Source organism: Deltaproteobacteria bacterium (assembly GCA_020848905.1).
Classification (GTDB): domain Bacteria; phylum Myxococcota_A; class Polyangia.
In genome coordinates, this window is sequence record JADLHG010000051.1 from 55,848 (window position 1) to 75,737 (window position 19,890).

The following is a 19,890-nucleotide window of genomic DNA, read 5'->3' on the forward strand; positions in this document are numbered from 1 at the left end:
AGCCGAGAGGTCCGGGCTGAATGCCGAAGCGACGATCATGGAAGATCTGCAGTCCATCGCCGAGAGCCCGGCGAGGGAGCAGGTCACGCTCCTGCTGCACCACCGTAACGGCGTCGCCGTGGCGCAGCTCGAACGAGGAACGAGCCTGTGCATCGGACGCTCGGCCGAGGCGGAGATCTGCATCGACGACCGCAGCCTCTCCCGCAAGCACGCCCGCGTGAGCTACGACGGCGAGATCTGGATCGAGGACCTGGGGTCGACGAACGGCACCTGGGTCGGGCGCCAGCGGGTCCAGCGCGCGCGGCTCGGCATCGGCGAGACGGCGCAGGTGGGGGCGGTGGCGCTGCGGGTGAGCGCCGTGCGGGCCGACGAGAGCCACCTCTACGGGCTGGCGAGCCACGACCAGTTTCTCTCGGCGCTCGAGGACGAGGTGGATCGCACCCGCACCTTCAGGCGCTGCCTCGGGGTGCTGGTGCTCCGGCCGGCCGACCGGGGACGGCTCTTGCCGAGCGACTGGTGCGCGCCGCTCCGCCAGCTCCTGCGCCCCGTGGACAAGATCGCGCTCTATGCCAGCGACACGGTCGAGATCCTGGTGCCCGAGACGGGGCGCGAGGGGCTCCTCGAGGTGGCGCGCAAGCTCCTGCGCAAGGCCGAGGAGAGCGAGGTGAAGCTCCTCTGCGGCGGGGCCTTGCACCCCGACAGCGCGGACTCGGCGGCTCAGCTCCTCGACGCGGGGCTCGCGGCGCTGACGCGGGCGAGCGAGCGGAGCCCTCTGCACCTGGCGCCGGACACGGTCACGCGCGACGTGACGACCTCGAACGACCTGCCGCGCGGCGGGGGTCCCGTGGTGCGCAGCCCCGCGATGACCGCGCTCTACGAGATGATCGGGCGCATCGCGGATTCCACGCTCCCCGTGCTCGTCCTCGGGGAGACGGGGAGCGGCAAGGAGGTCGTGGCGCGCGAGCTGCACGACCGGAGCCCGCGGAGCGCGAAGCCGCTCATCTGCGTCAACTGCGGGGCCATCCCCGAGCCGCTGCTCGAGAGCACGCTCTTCGGCCACGAGCGGGGGGCCTTCACGGGGGCGCTCGCGCAGAGCAGAGGGGTCTTCGAATCGGCGGAGGGGGGGTCGGTCTTTCTGGACGAGATCGGCGAGCTGACCCCCAAGGCGCAGGCGGCGCTGCTGCGCGTGCTCGAGACGCGACGCGTGTCCCGCGTGGGGTCGAGCAAGGAGCTCGCGGTCAACACGCGGGTCATCGCGGCCACGCACCGCGACCTGGAGCGCATGTGCGAGGAAGGGACCTTCCGGAGCGACCTGCTCTTCCGGCTGAACGCGCTGACCCTCAAGGTGCCCGCGCTGCGGCACCGTCCCGAGGAGATCCTGCCGCTCGCGCAGTACTTCATGGCGGAGGCGGCGCGCGAGAACGGCCGGCCGGTGCAGCGCTTCGAGGAGGCCGCGGCGGAGGCGCTCCTGCGTTATCGGTGGCCGGGGAACGTGCGCGAGCTGCGCAACGTGATCGACCGTGCGGTGCTGATCGCGCAAGGGAGCACGGTGGCGCTCGAGGACCTCTCGGAGCGCGTGCGCCTGGGGCCGCTGGCGCGCGGGGTGTCGGGCCTGCAGGCGGCCGATTCGACCCGAAGGAGGGTGCTCTCGGAGGCCGTGCGCGGCGACGAGCTCGACAAGAGCGACGCGCCGCCGTGGGGGCCCGCAGAGGGGCTGCCCGGGCTCGCAGCCCCCGCACGCCGGGAGGTCCGGCCGACGCTGGCGATTCCGCCGACGGCTGGGCGGCGACCTCTCGACGGTGAGGACCGCACGCTGGTCAACGAGAGCAGGCCGGGGGAACCGGCGGAGGGGGAGGGGCGTTTCTGGCAGTTGGTGGGCGAGCTCGAGCGAGAGCTGATCGTCGAGGCCCTCGCGGCGTCGGGCTGGAGCCGCACCACCGCGGCCGAGGCGCTCAAGATGCCGCTGCGGACCCTGCGGCACAAGATGAAGGCCTTCGGGCTCGACACGCAGGAGGCGGTGGCCACGGAGCCCAAGGTGCTGGCTCAGGTGCCGGCCGCCGTGCGACGCGAAGGGCTTCCTGGCGTCGTGGCGTGGTACGAAGCGAAGCTCTTGCGCGAGGCGCTCGAGCGAGCCGGTGGCAATCGCAGCGCGGTGTCGCGTACGCTCGGCATTCCCCGGCGCACGCTGCTGGTGAAGATCCAGGACTACAACCTCGACGACGAATAGGTTCTGGCGGCGGGGGCGCGCTGGAGGAAAGGCAAACCGATATGTCCGACGGACGCCTCGACGTGGCAGTGCTCGTTACGCGACAGGAGGCCGTGGGGTTCATGGCCGACCCCAACACGCGCCGAACCGCGGGAGCGAGTCTGGCCGCTCCATACGTGAAGGCCTACACCGACCTCTGCGCCTACGTGGGGCGACCGCTCACGCTCTACGGCGACGCCCCGCCCTCCTTTCGCGGCAAGCCGCAGAGCGAGCTGCACAACCGGTCGCTCGCGGCCGTGACGCTCGCTACCGCGATGGAGAACGCGGGGCTCAGGTGGGAGGTCATCGACCCGCCGTCGCGCCCCATCTCGTACTGGCGCGAGCAGCTCGCCCTCCTCGCGCCGAAGCGGCCGCGCGTGGTGGCCTTCTCGACCACCTTCGTCTTCAACTACGCCTGGCTCGCCGCGCTCTGCGTGCTGGCGCGGCGGATGATCCCCGAGGCCAAGATCATCGTCGGGGGCTACTTCTACGTCACCGACTCGAAGGGCTTCTTGGCGCTCCCGGCCGACGTGCTGGCGGTGGGGGAAGGCGAAGTGCGGCTGCCGCAGATCGTGCGCGCCGTGAAGGAGGGGGGCGCCCTCGAGGAAATCCCGGGGATCTACCTCCGACGGTCTGACGGAGAGCTCCACTACACGGGCAAGCCCAAGGCGCTCGATATGAACGAGCTGGCGCCGCTCGACTGGCGGCTCGCGGAGCGGTGCAGCCCTCCTGCACTCGTGGACGAGCACCCGATTCAGGTCGGCATCGAGACGCAGCGCGGGTGCCTCTTCATGTGCGAGTTCTGCACCTACCGCATGCTCGCCAAGTTCAACATGATGGACGCCGAGGTGGCGGCGGCGCGCATCCTCGATGCGGCGCGCACGGTGAAGGACGGCGTGGTGGTGATCACCGACGCCACGGCGACGTTTCCGCGCGACCGCTGGCTGGAGATCATGCGTCGGCTGGCGGAGGCCGGGGGCTCTCCGCACCCGATCTGGATCCAGGGGCGCGTCTCGGACATCAACGAGGAGAGCGCGGAGCTGATGTACCGGGCCGGCGTGCGCGAGATGCTGGTCGGCATGGAGAGCGGAGACCAGCGCATTCTGAACGCCATGCGCAAGGGGACCCGCGCGGACCAGGTGAAGCCCGCGCTCGCGGCCTTCCACAAGCACGGGCTCAAGGCCTACTTCAACTTCATCTGCGGCTTCCCGGGGGAGACCGACGAGACGTACGCCAACACGCACCGGCTGATCCTCTCGGCCAACGACGGCTTCGAGGACGACCCGCCGCTGCTCTGGTACAACGTGGACCCCTTCCTCTACCAGGATTTCTCGTCCATCACGCGCAAGAAGCAGGCGCACCACGCGGATAGTTACGAGCAGAACGCCCTCGGAACGATCAAGGCGAGCGAATCCATCCTCCGGACGGTCATCGCGACGTCGAGCAAGCCCTCGGCGCCGGTGTTCGTCATCCTCTTCCACATGCTGGATTGGCCCAACGCGCAGGCGCTCAACGTGTCGCTCAGCTTCATGCGCTATCGCGAGAGGATGGAGATCTTCCGCTGGCTGAAGAAGATCGAGCGAGGGATCTCGCTCTTCCTCGAACGGGACGTGAACGGCCGCCCGCTCGACATGCAAGAGCTCCGCGAGCTCAAGCGTCAGATACTGGCGCCCTATCCCCAGTCGTCGCTGGCCAAGCGCGCGAGGAACTACGTTGGGACGCAGGGACTCTCCCTCGGCATGCGGGCCATGCGCGGCGAGTGGAAGGAGGAGCAGGCCACCAACCGAGTCGGACCTCTCACCCGCGTGGCGTTGGCGGCGCTGACGCTGAACGATGGACGGAATCTACAGGATGCAGTGCGGTCGCTTCGCGAGGGGCGCTACGTGCCTCCTGCGGGCGTGGACAGCGCGTCGCCGGTCGAGACGGGAGGTGACGCGTTCGGCATGCGTCACTCGTCCGATATCGCCGAGCTGTCGCGCGGGATGATCAAGGAGGCCGAGGAGAACGTGACCGAGGGGAAGCGCGACTATTCGCGTGCGCGCAAGATGGTCATGGAGGACGAAGCGAAGGCGAGCGAGGGGGTCGAGGTCGCCGACTAACCGGCCGCGGGCCCGTCGCGCACCAGCGCCTCGCAGGCCCGGGCTGTCAGCGCGAGCATGGTGAGCGTGCAGTTCTGATAGCCCGACGTGACGAAGGATGCGCCATCCGTCACGAAGAGGTTCGGTACGTCCCACACCCGATTCTGCGGGTCGAGCACCGAGGTGCGGCGGGATGACCCCATCCGCGCCCCCCCGAGCTCGTGGATGGAGCTGCCTGCCGGGGCCCGCACGGGACCGACCATGCGCTGGAAGCCAGCCTCGTCCGCTAGCTCCGCCAGGCACGTGGCGGCTCGTTCGGTCATGGCGAGCTCGTTCTCCCCGTAGCGGAAATCGAGGTTCGCGAGGGGGACGCCGAAGCGATCGGTGCGAGTCGGGTGCAACGTGATCCGGTTGTCGAGGCGGGGGAGGACCTCGCCGAAGGCCTCGAGGACCGCCACGGCGTCGCGAGGCCCGAGAATCGAGGGGCGCAGCCAGGTCGGCCGGCCGACCGAGCCGACGAGGGCAAAACGGCGCGCGAAGGCGGGGTCTCTCCGGGTGACGTTGAAGAAGGGAGGCACATAGAAGCCCACCAGCCCGCCGAGGTCGTAGGGGTTCGTGCCCCCGGGTCCTTGCAGCGCTACCGCGTCGTCGCGCAACCCCGGGGCCACGGCGAGCACGTTGACCAGGGTGTGCTCCGTGAGGTACCGCCCGAGAAGTCCGCTCGACGCGCCGAGCCCGTCAGGATGCCGAGGCGTCGCCGAGGCGAGCAGCAAGCGCACCGTCTCGATCGTGGAGGCGCAGAGCATGACGGCGCGAGCCCGGGCGCCGCGCTCCTCTCCCGTGAGCCGATCGCGATAGATCACGCCGTCGGCCAGGTTGCGCTTCGGATCGACAGAGACGCGGGTCACCACGGCGTCGGTGATGGCCGTGAGTCGCCCCGTGCCGTGGGCGACGGCGAGCGGGGGAGGGATCGTGCCCACGGGAGCGCCCAGCGTCCGCGCGGCGATCAGGCGCCGGTCCGGCCAGCCGCGGTCCAGTGTCTCGCGCAACCAACGTTCGCCGGCCGTGAGCGGTCGGGGGCGCGAGACGCGGCCGTCGGGGAGAGCGGCGATGCCGTCGACCTCGCCCTCGAGACCGTAGAACGACTCCACGCGGTCGTAGTACGGGGCGAGCTCCGCATAGCGAATCGGCCAGGGCTCGCCGAGCCCGTCTCGGGCCGGGGCTTGCAGTTCGTCGTCGGAGAGGCGTAGTCCCACGCGGGCCCAGGTGTGCAGTCGGCCGCCCAGCTGCCGACCCCGAATCCAGAGGAAGGGCCGATTCCAGGCGCAGGTGTAGGGAGCCTCCACGTCGTCGACGAAGAAGTGCCGGTTGTGGGCGAGGTAGAGCGAGGAGAGAGCCTGAATCGGTTGTCGCCCCGTCAGCCACTCGCTCAAGTGAGGCGATCCGGCGGAGGCAGGATTCACGGGCGGAAACTCGCGCGTGAAGTCGACGGAGCGTCCGGCCTCGAGGAGGAGCACGCGAAGGCCTCGGCCCGTGAGCTCCATCGCGGCATAGCTGCCTGTGGCGCCCGATCCGACGACGATCACGTCATGGAATGCTTGCGGTCCCACCCTGGTTCCCTCCGTCACGTGATGATATGCTAATCGATTCCGGCCGGCCCGTACGCGGAAAGGAACAGTGGCACATGGTCGATAGTGCTCTGGACGTTGCGCTTCTCGTAGTCCGGCAAGACGTCATGGGGTTTCTGGCGAACCCGCTGACGCGGCGGACGGGTGGTGCGTCCTTCGCTGCGCCCTATGCGAGAGCCTATCTCGAAGTATGCTCTTATGTCGGGAGGTCCCTCAATCTCTATGGCGATACGGGCCCGCTGTTCGACGGAGAGCCGACGGTCGGGCTTCACACACGATCGTTGACGGCGTTGACGCTCGTCTCTGCGCTGGAGCGGGAGGGGCTTTCCTGGGAGGCCATCGACCCTCCGTCGAGTCCCATCTCCTATTGGCGCAAACAGCTCGAATCCCTCGTAGCGAGGCGTCCACGCGTACTCGGCATCTCGAGCACCTTCACCATGGATGGTCGGTGGCTGGCCGCGATCTGTCGCCTGGCCAAGCAGATCTTGCCGCAGAGCACGCTGGTCGTAGGAGGATATCTCTACACCACCGATACCAAGGCGTTCCTCTCGTTGCCCGCCGACGTGCTGTGCGTCGGAGAGGGGGAAGTGCGGTTGCCGCAGATCGCGAGAGCCGTGCAGGGAGAGGGACGACTGGATCAGATCCCGGGCCTCTTCCTGCGCCGAGCGGACGGCGAGCTCGTCTACACCGGGAAGATCTCGTCCCTCGATCTCAACGAGGTGCCAGCCGTCGACTTCCGCCTGGCCGAGCGATGCACGCCGCCCATCGACCTGCAGGCGTCGCCCATGCAGGTAGGCCTGGAGACCGTGCGGGGATGTCTCTTCATGTGCGAGTTCTGTACCTTTCGGAACCTCGCGCGCTACGGAGAGATGACCGCCAGCCTGGCCGCGGAACGTATCGTGAGGGCCGGGCGGAGCGTGCCCCACGGATCGATTGCGCTCATCGACTCGACGGCCACGTTTCCGCGTGACAGGTGGGCGACGATGATGCGGGAGCTGATCGCACGGGGCGGCTCTCCTCACCCCATCTGGTGCCACGCGCGGGTCTCGGACCTGCTGGACGATGAAACCGTGGCGCTGATGTCCGGGGCCGGACTTCGGCTCGTGACCGTCGGCATGGAGAGCGGGAGCCAGACGATCCTCAACCTGATGCACAAGGGCACGCGTGCCGACCATGTGCCGACGGCCCTGGCCGGGCTCGCCCGTCACGGGGTGAAGGCGTGGATGAACTTCATCTATGGGTTCCCAGGGGAGACCGACGAGACGGTGGCCGAGACGCACGCGATGATCGTCAAGGGCAACGACGGGTTCGAGGAGCAGCTCCCGTGGCTCTGGTACAACATCGATCCGTTTCTCTACATGGATTTCTCGTCGATTGCCCGCAAGAAGAACGCGACCTTTGCGACCACGTTCGAGCAGAACGCCAGCGGCACGGCGAGGGCGAGCGTGGCGGTCCTCAACACGGCGCTCGCGACGTCGAAGAAGCCCACGGCGCCCGTGTTCGCCATCTTGTTCGATCTGGTGGACTGGCCCCACGCGCAGCCGCAGAACGTGGCGCTAGGGCTCATGCGCCATCCGCGGCAGCTCGACATCTTTCGCTGGCTGAAGAAGATCGAGCAGGGCATCGCGGTGTTTCTGGAGCATGAGGTCCACGGCGTGCCGGTCGACCGTGCGCGGCTTCGAGAGCTGAAGGGGGAGATCCTCAGACCCTATCGAAGGCTCTCGGCGCCGAAGGCCCTCGCGTACCGGGCGGCGACGCAGCTGGGAAAGCTGGCCATCGGACGCGTTCAGCGCGAGTGGGAGGTCGAAGGGGAGACCGGCAAGGTGGGTCCGATAACACGCGCTCTGCTGGCGGTGCAGACGGTCGCGGACGGACGCGACCTTCCGGAGCTCGTGGTCTCGATCAAGACCGGGGCCTACGTGCCGCCGGGCGGAAAGCCCTACACCGCGATGTCTCACGTGCCGCAGACCGAGGCAGAGGTTCGTAGCGCCGCAGCGATGCAGACCATGGTGGACGACCTGTTCAAGGAGAGTGAGGCCGCCGTGTCCGACGGCAAGGTCGAGCTTCAGGCGCGACGCAAGGCCGCTCGCGAGGCCACCGCGGAGGCCGAGCGTGGGTAACGCGGCATGGGTCGGTCCGGGGCGGGGACAGAACGCGTGGCGGTCGCGTGCGAGCTCGGGGGCGAAGGGCTCCTGCAGGGGCGCTTGACCATGCGGGCGGTCGCTATCCAACGCTACGGCGGGCCGGAGGTGGTGCAGGTGGTCGAGGTGCCGCGGCCGAAGCCCGGTCCGGGCGAGGTCCTGATCCGGGTGCGAGCCACGAGCATCAATCAGCTCGATTGGCGTCTCCGGCGGGGAGAGGTCCGCTTCATTCTGCCGCTTCGACCGCCGCGGGTGCTCGGGTTCGACGTCGCGGGCCAGGTGGAGGAGCTCGGTGACGGCGCGGCGGGCTTCCCGATCGGAACCGCGGTGATGGCGATGCTCGACGCGCACCGGCCGGGGGCTTGTGCGGACTACCTGGTGATGTCGCCGGGACACCTCGTGGTCAAGCCGCCCGAGATGTCGTTTCACGAGGCCGCGGCGCTCCCGCGAGCCGGGATCACCGCGCTGCAGGCGTTGCGGTGGGCCGGCCCCCTGAGCGCCGGAGATCGGGCGCTGGTGGTCGGTGCGTCGGGTGGCATCGGGACTCTGGTGGTCCAGCTCGCGGTGATGGCGGGCGTGCGGGTAACGGCCCTGTGCAGCTCGCGCAACGAGGAGCTGGTGCGGGCGCTCGGGGCAGAGCGGGTCGTGGCCTACGATCGCGAGGCGCTCGCGACGGGCGACCGGTTCGAGGCGATCGTGGACGTGGTCGACGCGACGAGCTTCGCCGCAATGGAGCGGCATCTCGTGTCGGGTGGCCGGTTCGTGGCGGTCTACCCGACGGTGGCCGGCGTGGCGGAGATGCTTCGAACCCGTATGGCGCGACCATTCGGCGGCACGAAGAGGGCCTTCACCTACCTCACGGAGGCCAACGCGGAGGATCTGGCCCACCTGGTCGAGCTCTGGCGGGCGGGGAAGCTTCGGCCCGTCATTCATCGCGTCTTCGAGCTCGAGGAGAGCGGGGAGGCGCACCGGCTCAGCGAGTCACGTCGCGCGCGAGGGAAGCTGGTCATCGACGTCTGCCGGGGGGCCGAGGCGCGCTGACGGTCGGGAGGGGCTTCGGCGTCAGGGACTCCGTTGACGCGCCGCTTGGTCGGCCAGGTACCTCGCCACCTCGTCGATCGTCTCGTGCTGGTAGAGCAGCGTCGGGGGGAGCTTGAGCCCGACCGCCCGGCCGATGGCCTTCGTCAGCTCGACGGCCAGGAGCGAGTCGATGTGGTCGATGATCCGCGCGGTGGCGGGGAGCGTGGCCGCGGTCGCGCCGACGACGGATTCGAGGACGCCGCGTACCGTCTGGGCGAGGGCCTCGAGGGTCGGGAGGACATGCTCCTCGAGTGGGGGAGCGGAGGTGGCAGGCAGCGTTGCGGCGAGGCGCTGGAGCCGCACCCCCTGCGCGAGGGCCACGAGGCGGCCGGCCTCGTCGAAGAGGCTGCAATCCACCAGGGAGAGCTCGGCGGAGGCGATCGACTCGCGCGGGCGGAGCAGCGCGCGGCAGGTGAGACGCCGGGCCTCGGTCGGCCGAGCGGTGAGCGCGTCGAGACCGAGAACGAGGTGCGCCGCGGGAGCCAGACCGCTCGCGGCGGCCACGGCGACCTGGAGCGCGCCGTCGAGGAGAACCGGATGGAGGCCCTGGCCGGGGGTGAGCGCGAGCCCCTCGGGGAGGACGAGCTCGCCGAGCGCGGCGCCGGCGGTGCAGGCGAGGCTCTGGAGCGGCTGAAAGGCGGGACCCACGGTGAGCCCTTGTCGCGCGACGGCGGCGTAGAAGTCCGAGGGGGCGAGCACCGCGGGATAGGGGCGGTGCGGGCCCGGTAGCGGCGCGGCCTGTCCTTCGTCGAGCACCTCGGCGCGGACGAGGCGGCCCGTGGCGTGCTCGCACCAGTCGCTCGCGGTGCTCACAGCGCGGCCCAGCGGACGACTGAAGATCCGGAAGTTCGTGCCGACGTCTCCGTCGGAAAAGGCGAGCTGCAGGTGCGTCTCGTGGCCCTCGGGGAGCGCGAGCGCGCGATGGAAGGCGACCTGTTCCAGGCGCTGGACGGGGCCGCCCTGACGTTCGCGGGCCGCGGCGAGCGCCAGCGCGCAGAAGTACGCCCCGGGGAGGACGGCTTCGCCGTGCAGGCGGTGCTCGGCGAGGTACGCGGGCTGGGCTGACGAGACGGTGCTCTCGTAGATCGTCCAGGGCGAGACGGGGGAATCGATCCTTTGGCCGAGGAGCGGGTGCGCGTCGTGGCGCGGGAGGGGCTCGACGCGGGCGGGGCTCGACTCCGGTGCGGTGCTTCGCTGCGCGAGGAGGGCCGGGGGCTCGCGGAAGCAGCGACGCCGCATCCACGGCGTGGCGGGGAGGTGCACGGTGCGCGGAGTCCCCTCGTGGAGCGGCCGGAAGTCGACCGCGGCACCGGCCTCGAAGCGCTCGGCCAGAACGCGAAGGCGCACCGGGTAGCGGGAGTCGGTCGGCGAGGGATCGAGGGCCTCGGCGGCGAGCGGCGGCTCGTCGGAGGGCGGCGGGGGGACGGGGGCCACCGCGCGATCGCCGAGCTCCTCGGCGAGGCGGTGGAGCTCGGCGGCGAGCTCGGCGAGGTGGGTGCCGAGCACGGCGCGGCGGTGCCTGTAGGCGGTGCGGCCCAGGTTCGCCGCGGCGCAGACGGCGTCCGGGTCGAGGGTGGGGTGCTCGTCGAGGAAGCGGGCCCAGCGGGCGGCGAGCGGGCCGAGCGCGCGCGGGTGCTTGGTGGAGAGCGCGAGCAGGTAGAGCGGCCTGTTTGCCCGGGGCGCGGGGAGGGGCGGCCGCTTCGCTCCTTGCACGAGCACGTGCGCGTTCGTGCCGCTCCAGCCGAAGGCGCTCACCCCCGCGATGGGGGGCGCGCCGTCTCCGACCCACGGCGTCGGGCGCGTGGCCAGCGTGACGGGCAGCGCGTCCCAGGCGAGGAGCGGATTGAGCGCGTGGACGGCGTAGTGTGGCGGGAGCTCCTCGTGCGCCAGCGCGAGCACGACCTTGAGGAGCCCGGCGACTCCGGCCGCGGGCTCGAGGTGGCCGAGGTTGGCCTTGACCGCGCCGAGGGCGAGGGCCCGCTCGCGAGGGCGCGTGGAGCCGAGGGCGGCGGCGAGCGCCTGGACCTCGATCGGATCGCCGAGGGGGGTACCGGTACCGTGTGTCTCGACGAAGTCCACCGCGTCGGGGGGGAGCCGCGCGAGCTCGAGGGAGCGGCGGATCACGGCCTGCTGCGCCGGGCCGCTCGGCGCCGTGAGGGAGCTCGAGCGCCCGTCCTGGTTCACGGCGGTGGCGCGCAGCACGGCGAGGATCGGGTCGCCGTCGCGCTCGGCGTCGGCGAGCCGCTTGAGCACCACCACCCCGCAGCCCTCGCCGCGCACGTAGCCATCGGCGCGGGCGTCGAAGGTCTTACAGTGCCCGTCGGGGGCCAGCATGCCGAGCTTGGAGAAGTGGACGAAGGGCTCGGGAGAGAGGAGCAGCCCCACGCCCCCCGCGAGGCCGAGGTCGCTCTCGCGGGCGCGGAGGCTCTGGCAGGCCAGGTGCACGGCCACGAGCGAGCTCGAGCAGGCGGTGTCGACCACCAGGTTCGGGCCCTTGAGGTCCAGCCAGAAGGAGAGGCGGCCCGCGGCCGTGCTGGGTCGGCTGCCGATGCCGGTGTAGGCGTCGATCTCCTCGGGGGCGCGATCCACGAGCGTCGCGTAGTCGTGATTGATGATACCGACGAAGACGCCGGTGGCGCTGCCGCGCAGGCCGTCGAGCGGCAGCCCCGCGTGCTCGAGCGCCTCGGTGGTCACCTCGAGGAGCAGGCGCTGCTGGGGGTCGAGCCGTTCGGCCTCGCGCAGGGGCAGGTCGAAGCGCTCGGGCTCGAACTCGTCGAGCCGCTGATCGGAGAGGAAGCCCCCGGAGCGGGTGACCATCTTGCCCGGCGCGTCGCGGTCCGCGTCGTAGTAGCGGTCCTTCTGCCAGCGGTCGGCCGGGACCTCGATGATCGCGTCGCGTCCGTCGCGCAAGAGCTGCCAGAAGGCCTCCGGGTCGCTCGCCCCGCCCGGGAAGCGGCAGCCGAGTCCGAGGATCACCACGGCGTCGGCGGTGTCGGCGGCTGCGACCGCGGTGGCGTTGGATAGCGCGCGAACCGAGGGGGAGTCCGAGCTCCGGGAAGTCGCCGGGAGCACCGTCAGCGCGGGCGCGTCCTCGGAGAAGAGCTTGCCGAGGAGGAAGTCGGCCAGGCCCGAGAGGGTCGGGTAGTCGAAGAGCAGGCTCGCCGGGAGCGTGAGGCCGAGCGCGCGACCTACGGTGCTGCGGAGCTCGACGGCCAGGAGCGAGTCCAGGCCGAAGGGGGCAAGCGCGGCGTGCGGAGGAACGTCGGTGTCGGGGGCGAGCGCGAGCAGTCGCAGGAGCGTGGCGCGGAGCCAGTCGAGAAGGAGGGCGGGGCGGCTGGCCGCGGGCGCCTCGGTGAGCCGGGAGGTGAGCTCGGATCGCGCGGCGGTGGGCGCGGCGGCGAGCACGGCGGGGCGCGCGGTGGTGGGCGCGATCGTCGTGGGCGCGGCGGCGTGCTGACAGAGCAGCACGAGCTTGCCCTGGTGTCGCGCGTTGGCCATCAGGCGAAAGGCCTCCTGGGCCTCGCCGAGGGCGAACACGCGATGGGGGAGGGGCCGAAGCGCTCCGCGCTCGAGGAGCGCGAGCACGTCGTGCAATAGCTCCTGGGCGAGCTCGGGACGTGCCAGGCGGTCGCGAAAGAGGTCCACCGGGAAGTAGGTCGCGTCGGGGCGCTCCCGGGCCACGCGCTCCTCGCTCCAGATGTCGATCTCGCCGATCTCGACGAAGCGTCCCCCCCGAGCCAGCGCGGCGAAGCTGGCCGCGAGGAGCTCGCCCGAGAGGCAGTTCAAGACCACGTCCACGCCGCGTCCTCCCGTGGCCGCGAGGATCTGGTCGCGGAACTCGGGGGTGCGCGAGCTCATGACGTGCCGCACGCCCAGCTCGGCGAGCCGCGCGCGCTTCTCGTCGGAGCCCGCGGTGGCGAAGACCTCGGCGCCGACGTGTGCGGCGAGCTGCAGGGCGGCGAGGCCGACGCCTCCGGTGGCGGCGTGCACCAGCAGGCGCTCGCCGGGGCCGAGGCGCGCGAGGCGGACGAGCCCCTGGTAGGCCGTGGAGAAGACGACGGGCATCGTCGCGGCCTCGGCGGGGCTCAGCCGCTCGGGGCGGCGGACCACCCAGCGCGCGTCGGTGACCACGTGCGTGGCGAGGCAACCGGGGGCGTGACCGAAGACCGCGTCGCCGGGAGAGAGGTGCGCGACGCCCGCTCCCACGCGCGCGACGCGGCCGGCGCACTCGTTGCCGAGCGGGGCGTGCGCCTGCGGTAACGCCTCGGGGAGCATGCCGAGGGCGCTCAGGACGTCGAGGAAGTTCAGCCCCGCCGCGTCGACGACCAGCTCGACCTCGCCCGGGCCGGGGGCCCGACGGGGGAGCGGCGCGAGGGCGAGCGCGTCGAGCTCGCCCCGACGCGACTGGCGCAGGGCGAGCGCCGGAGCCGCTTCCGCGTCGGTCTGCGCGAGGAGCACGTGCTGCCCGAGGCGCGACGGAGCCTCGCCCGCGTCGGAGAAGGCGGCCACGCGCGAGAAGCCTTCCGTCGAGAGGAGCGCGCGCCAGCCCCGGGTGGTCAAGAACTGTCCGGCGTCGCGGTCGGCCTCGTCGGCGAGCTCGGGGAGCACGAGGCCGAAGGTGGCGTCGAAGAAGGGATACGGGCGCGTGACCTCGAGGAGCGCGAGGAGCCCGCCTGGAGCGAGGAGCGCGCGCAGGTGCCTCGCCGCCTGCCGGAGGTCACGCGTGGCGTGGACCACGTTGGCCGCCACGACCAGGTCGTAGCCCTGGCGGGGCTGGCCTTGCGCGAGCGGGTCCCGCTCGAGATCGAGGAGCGCGTAGCTGACGAAGGGGTAGCGGCCGAAGCGTTCGCGGCCGCGGCGCAGAAAGAGCGCCGAGACGTCGGAGAAGACGTAGTGCGTGCGCGCGGGGTCGAAGAGGGGGAGCAGGCGCGCCGTGGTGGCTCCGGTGCCGGCGCCGAGCTCGAGCACGCGCAGCTCGCCGCGGCGGCCGATGGTGGCGCCGAGGCGGGAAGCGAGCGCGGCCAAGAGCTCGCCGAGGAGCTCGGCCCAGAGCGCGCCCTCGTAGATCCGGCTCACGCGGTCGAAGCTCCCCTCGGGGAAGAGGAGCTCGCGGGGCTCCAGGGTGCCGCGGAGGACCTCTGCGAGGCGCGGGCCCGTCTCGCGGAGCAGCGCGAGGTCGCCGCGGCCGAGGGCGGGGCCGTCGGCGAGGTGCTCGAGCAGGAGCGCGGGCTCGCGCGGCGGAGTCGTGCGGGAGGCGAGGGCGCGGCTCCAGCGGCCGAGGAGCTGGCGGTAGCCGGGGCGAACGGTCCCCTCGGCGACGAGACGCGAGAGCTCGTCGGGCAAGGACGACGCCCGGGTGCCGAGCGCCGCGAGGGCGCGCTCGGCGTACGAGAGGGCCAGCTCGTCTACGAGGTCGGCGAGGCGGGCCTCCTCGTCGAGGCGCGGCCCGTCGAGCTGGCGTTCGGCCGTGCGACCCGTCTCGACCAGCGCGGCGAAGAGCGCCTCGGACGCGGGGGGCGCGAAGGTCGCGCCGTCGGTCGCGCTCTCGGTCGCGCTCTCGGTCGCGCGCCGTGTGCCGTCCGTCGGTGTCGCGGCGCTTCGGGCCTCGGCGTAGAGCGGGGGGGGCGCGAAGCCCGGCCGCAGGCGCGCGAGGAAGGTCTCCCAGTCGGCCGGCAGGAGCAGGGCCTGACCGAGTCCGGCCTCGGCGAGAGCCCTGGTGAGGCGGAGCCCGTCGGCCACGGGGATCGCCTCGAGGCCCCACCGCTCGCGCAGGGCGGAGAGGAGCCCGGCCGCGCGCCCCACCTCGGCCCACGGTCCGTAGTTCAGACTCAGCGCGGGGAGGCCCCGGGCACGCAGGAGCTCGGCCAGCGCGTCGAGGACGGCGTTCGCCGCAGCGTAGCTGGCCTGGCCGGGGGTGCCCACGACCGACGCGGTCGACGAGAAGAACCAGAGGAAGTCGAGCGGCGCGTCCTCGGCGAGCGCGAGGAGCGTGCGGGCTCCCTGCACCTTGGGGCCGAGCACCTCGAGGCAGGCCGGGGCCTCCAGCTCGGCGAGCGGCCGGTCCTTGAGGACCATCGCGGCGTGGATCACGCCTCGCAGCGGCGCGGCGCCGGCGCTCGCGAAGTGCGCGCGCAGGGCGGAGAGCGCCTCGGCCGTGCCGACGTCGAGAGCGAGCGTGGTGACCTCGACCCCCGACGCGCGTAGCCGCTCGAGCAGCGCGCGGGCCTCGGGAGAGGGAGGGCGGCGCCCGACGAGCACGAGCTGGCGCGCCCCCTGCGCGGCGAGCCACTCGGCGAAGAGCAGCCCGAGGCCGCCGAGGCCGCCGGTGATGAGGTAGCTACCGTCGGCCGCGACGGGGAGGGGGCGGCGCGGCTGCTCGGCGAGGTCGAGCGGGCGCAGGCGGAGAACGAAGCGCGTCTCGCCGCGGAGCGCGAGCTGGTCCTCGCCGTCGGGGGCCGCGAGCTCGGCGAGGAGACCGTCCAGGGAGCGCGGTCGGTCGGCCGGGTCGAGGTCGATGAGCGCGCCGAAGAGCTGCGGGTGCTCGCGCGAGAGCACGCGGCCGAGACCCCAGAGGGCGGCGTCGACCGCCCCCGCGAGCGGCTCGTCGCCGCGCACGGCCTGCGCCCCCTCGGTGACGAGAACGAGCCGGGGTGCCGGACCCGCGAGACGCAGGCATCCTCGCACGAGCTGCAAGAGCGGCCCGAGGAGGCGCTCGAGGCGCACGCCCAGCTCGTCGTGCAGCGGAAGGTGCGAATCGCCTGTCGGCGGGGCGAGCCAGATCACGCGTTCGAAGGGGCCGACGGCAGAAAGGCGGGCCGCGAGCTCGTCGGTCGCCTCGAGGCGCACGGGGGCGCCGTCGAGCGCGAACGGCTCCGTCGCGCCTCTGCGTTCGAGCCGGCCGACGCGCACGCCGAGAGCCTCGACGCGCGCTACGACCTCGGGGTCGAGCGGGCCCTCGGGAGCCACGAGCAGCCAGCGGCGCGCGGCCACCTCGAGGGTGCGGTCGGCCGCGGCGGCTCGGGCCCGTGCGGTCCAGTGCAGTCGGTAGAGCCACTTTGCGGCGGGGTCGGCGCCTTCGCCGAAAAGCTGCGCCTCGGTCACCGCGCGAAACTCCACCTCGTCGAGCGCGCCGAGGAGCCTTCCCGCCTCGTCGCGCACGCGTACCCGCGCCACGAGTCGCTCGCGGAACGCGTCGCCGTCGAGCGCTTCGGCCTCGCAGCGCAGGCGTCGGGGCCAGCGGCCGTAGGCCTCGAAGCGGCCGAGCCGGACGGGGACCAGGGTGGCGCGGCCTTCCGCCGTGGCGGCCGCGGCGACCTGCAGCACCGCATCCAGCGCTCCGGGGTCGGCGAGGGCGCCGAGCGCCGCGTGTTCTTCTCCCACCGGGCTCTTCACCGCGAGCTCCGCGCGCGCGGCGCCGGGGGAGCGCCAGAGCCGCTCGAGCGTGCAGTAGCGGCCGGAGAGCGTAACGCCCGACCTCGCGCGCTCGGCGTAGAAGCTCGCTCCGTCCACCGGTGGGCCATCCGCGTTGCGAAGGGCGTCGGTGACGGGCCGAGCCTCGCCCGCTCCGCGCACGTCGAGGTGTGCGCGCCCGTGCTCCTGCCAAACGAGCGCGCCCGAGGGCTCGTCGGCCGCGCTCGTCAGCTCGGCGCGAAAGCCCCCTTCCCCGTCGGGGTGAAGGACGACCTGCAGCCGCCGGGGGACCGCGTCGTCGAGGCGGAGCGCGCGGCTGAGACGGAGCTCCGTCAGGGCGACCTCCTTCAGGCCGAGCTCGGCCGCCGCGAGAAAGAGGCGCGCGAGCTGGAGCGAGGCCGATGCCACGCACGCGCCGAAGACCCGATGCTCGTCGAGCCAGGGCCACTTCGCGCGCTCAAGGCGCGTCTCGAAGACCTCGGCCGAGAGGGCGGGGGAGCGCACGCGCTCGCCGAGGAGCGTCGGGGTCGACTCGGCCGGCGTCGAGAGCCGCGGGTTCGCTTCGGAGGCCGGGGCCACGCGCTCGAACCACAGGCGGCTGCGCTGGAAGGCGTAGGTGGGCAGAGGCACGCGCCGCGGCGGGGTCGGCCCGTAGAGCGCGCCGAAGCGCAGGGGCAGGCCGGCCAGGTGCAGCTCCGCGATCGCGGCGAGCAGCGTCTCCCAGTCGTCGCGCCCCTTGCGCAGCGACGGGAGCTCGAGCCGCTCTCCCTCGGGGAGGAGCTGTTTGGCCGCGCCGAGCAGCACCGGACTCGGTCCGAGCTCGACCAGCGCGTCGATTCCCAGCGCGGCGAGCGCGCCCATCCCCTCGGCGAAGCGGACCGGCCGGCGGATGTGCTCGACGAAGTAGTCGGCGTCGAGCGACCGCCCCTCGAGGAGCCTTCCGGTGAGGTTCGAGACGAGAGGGAGCGTCGGCGCGCGGTAGGTCAGGCCGCGCGCGACCTCGGCGAAGGGGCCGAGCATCGGCTCCATCATGGGCGAGTGAAAGGCGTGCGAGACGGGCAAGGGGACGGCGCGCACCCCGCGCTCGGCGAGCCGCGCCACGAGCCCGTCCACCGCGCCGGCCGGCCCGGCCACGGCCACGTTTCGCGGGCCGTTCAGCGTGGCGACGACCACCTCGCCGCCGGTCTCCGCGCACGCGGCCTCCACGGTCTCGGAATCCGCGAGGAGCACCGCCATCTTCCCCGGCGCGCAGAGCTCGGTCATCAGGCGACCGCGCGCGGCCACGAGGAGCGCCCCCTCCTCGAGCGAGAAGACCCCCGCCGCGTAGGCCGCCGCGTACTCGCCCACGCTGTGCCCGATCAGCACCGCGGGCTCGACGCCGAGCGCGCGCCAGAGCTCGAAGAGGCCCGCCTCGAGCGCGTAGAGCGCGGGCTGCGTGTAGCGCGTCTCTTCGAGCAGCGCCGTCTGCGCGGGGGAGTAGAGCGCCTCGAGGAGCGACGGCCGCAGCGCCGCCCCGACGGCCCGCGAGCAGCGATCGATCACCTCGCGGAAGCGTGGCTCCGACTCGTAGAGTACGCGCCCCATGCCGCCGTACTGCGCGCCCTGGCCCGTGAAGAGGAAGGCCAGCCGGGGCGCCGCCTCGGGGGTCTTGCGGCGAAAGATCCCCGGCAGCGCCTCGCCTCGCCCCGCGGCCTCGAGGCGCGCGGCGACGGCCTCGCGATTCGCGCCGATGACGGCCAGTCGGTGCGGAAGCGGTCCGCGCGTGGTCTGGCTGGCGTGGGCCAGCTCGCGCAGCGAGAGCTCGGGGCGCGCGCGCAGGTGTTCGGCGTACCGGCCGGCCAGCGCCGACAGCGCCTCGTCGGTCCTGGCCGAGAGCGTGACGAGCTCGCTCGACCGCTCGCCGGCCCGCACCTCGGGCGCTCCGTGCTCGGTGGTCCGCGCCGCGTGGAGGGGCCGGGCGGCCGCGGGGCCCTCCGTCAGCACGAGGTGCGCGTTGGCTCCCCCGAGCGAGAGCGAGGTGATCCCCGCCGTGCGGGGCCCCGGCCCGCTCGGCCAGCTCCCGTGCTGCGTCTGCAGGGCCAGGCCGAGCGAGGCGAGCGGGATCTGCGGGTTCAGGGTGCGGCAGTGCAGGCTCGCCGGAAGCTCTCCGTGCGTCAGCGCGAGCGCCACCTTGAAGAGGTGCGCCATGCTCCCGGCGGCCTCAAGGTGGCCGAGGTTGGTCTTCACCGAGCCGACGCGCAGGGGGCGCTCCACCGGTCGTCCCGCGCCCGCGCCGAGGACGGCTCCCAGCGCGCGCGCCTCCACCGGGTCGCCGATGCGCGTCCCCGTGCCGTGCAGCTCGACGTAGTCCACGAGCGCCGGGTCGAGGCCGACCTTCGCGTACGCCGCGCGAAGGAGCTCCACCTGCGCGCGCTCCTCGACCCCCATGATCCAGGCGTTGCGGCCGTTGTGGTTCACCGCCCCGCCGAGGATCGTGGCGTAGATCGGGTCTCCGTCGGCGAGAGCGCGCGCGAGCGGTTTCAGCAGGACGAGCGCCGCGCCCTCGCCGGGGACGAAACCGTCGGCGTCGGCGTCGAAGGTGCGGCAGCGGCCGGTCGGCGAGAGAATCCCCGCCTTGGTGTGCGCCACGTAGAGCTCGGGGGTCAGGATCAGGTTCACCCCGCCGGCCAGCGCCAGCTCGGCCTCGCCGCTCCACAGGCTCTGGCAGGCCTGGTGCACGGCGAAGAGCGACGAGGCGCAGCCGACGTCCAGGACCAGGCTCGGGCCGCGCAGGTCGAAGGAGTGCGAGATGCGATTCGCGGCGAAGGCCAGCGCGTTCCCGACGATGCTGAAGGCGTCGATCTGCTCCGGCACCTTCGCCTGCAGGCGGAAATACTCGTTCCACATGATGCCGACGAAGACGGCGGTGCGGCTGCCGCCGAGCGCGGGCAGAGGCCAGCCCGCTCGCTCGAAGCACTCCCAGGCCAGCTCGAGGAGCAAGCGGTGCTGGGGGTCCATGTTGCGCGCCTCGCGCGGCGAGAGCCCGAAGGCGCGCCAGTCGAAGCCGTCGATCTGCTCGAGGAAGGCCCCTTCGCGGCAGGCGGTCTTGCCGGGAGTCAACGGGTCGGGATCGAAGTGCGTCTGCGCGTCCCAGCGCTCGGGGGGAACGCCACCCACCAGGTCTCTCCCCTCGGCGAGGAGGCGCCAGAAGGTCTCCGGGTCGTTCGCGCCGGGGAAGCGGCAGGACAGAGCCACGATGGCGATGGGAGAGGGCGGGGAGGCGGTCATGATGGCGAAGACCACGAGTCTAGCAAGAACCACGGAGGAGG

Annotated in this window: 6 protein-coding genes; 4 read left to right on the top strand and 2 right to left on the bottom strand. The window is 72.5% G+C overall.

Going from position 1 to position 19,890, the window contains the following annotated elements; genetic code table 11:
• Positions 1–37: 37 nt before the first annotated feature.
• Complete coding sequence (locus IT371_22890) at positions 38–2,227, top strand: sigma 54-interacting transcriptional regulator (GenBank protein ID MCC6750529.1); 2,190 nt, start codon at positions 38–40, stop codon at positions 2,225–2,227.
• A 41-nt stretch (positions 2,228–2,268) separates the two neighbouring features.
• A complete protein-coding gene (locus IT371_22895) occupies positions 2,269–4,344 on the top strand; it encodes a radical SAM protein (protein MCC6750530.1) in 2,076 nt (691 codons plus the stop codon).
• Here IT371_22895 and IT371_22900 read toward each other — a convergent pair.
• Complete coding sequence (locus IT371_22900; protein MCC6750531.1) at positions 4,341–5,909, bottom strand: GMC family oxidoreductase; 1,569 nt, start codon at positions 5,907–5,909, stop codon at positions 4,341–4,343. The genes IT371_22895 and IT371_22900 overlap by 4 nt on opposite strands.
• Before the next feature lie 332 nt (positions 5,910–6,241).
• On the opposite strand from IT371_22900, the gene IT371_22905 reads away from it, so the two are divergent.
• The gene (locus tag IT371_22905; protein ID MCC6750532.1) at positions 6,242–8,071 is read left to right on the top strand and encodes a B12-binding domain-containing radical SAM protein; all 1,830 of its coding nucleotides are present in this window, start codon (positions 6,242–6,244) and stop codon (positions 8,069–8,071) included.
• A gap of 36 nt (positions 8,072–8,107) precedes the next feature.
• The gene (locus IT371_22910) at positions 8,108–9,133 is read left to right on the top strand and encodes an NAD(P)-dependent alcohol dehydrogenase (protein MCC6750533.1); all 1,026 of its coding nucleotides are present in this window, start codon (positions 8,108–8,110) and stop codon (positions 9,131–9,133) included.
• Positions 9,134–9,154: 21 nt separating this feature from the next.
• Here the strand turns inward: IT371_22910 and IT371_22915 are convergent, their stop codons facing one another.
• Entirely contained in the window at positions 9,155–19,882 is a 10,728-nt protein-coding gene (locus tag IT371_22915) for an SDR family NAD(P)-dependent oxidoreductase (protein ID MCC6750534.1), read from the bottom strand.
• Between the last annotated feature and the right edge of the window lie 8 nt (positions 19,883–19,890).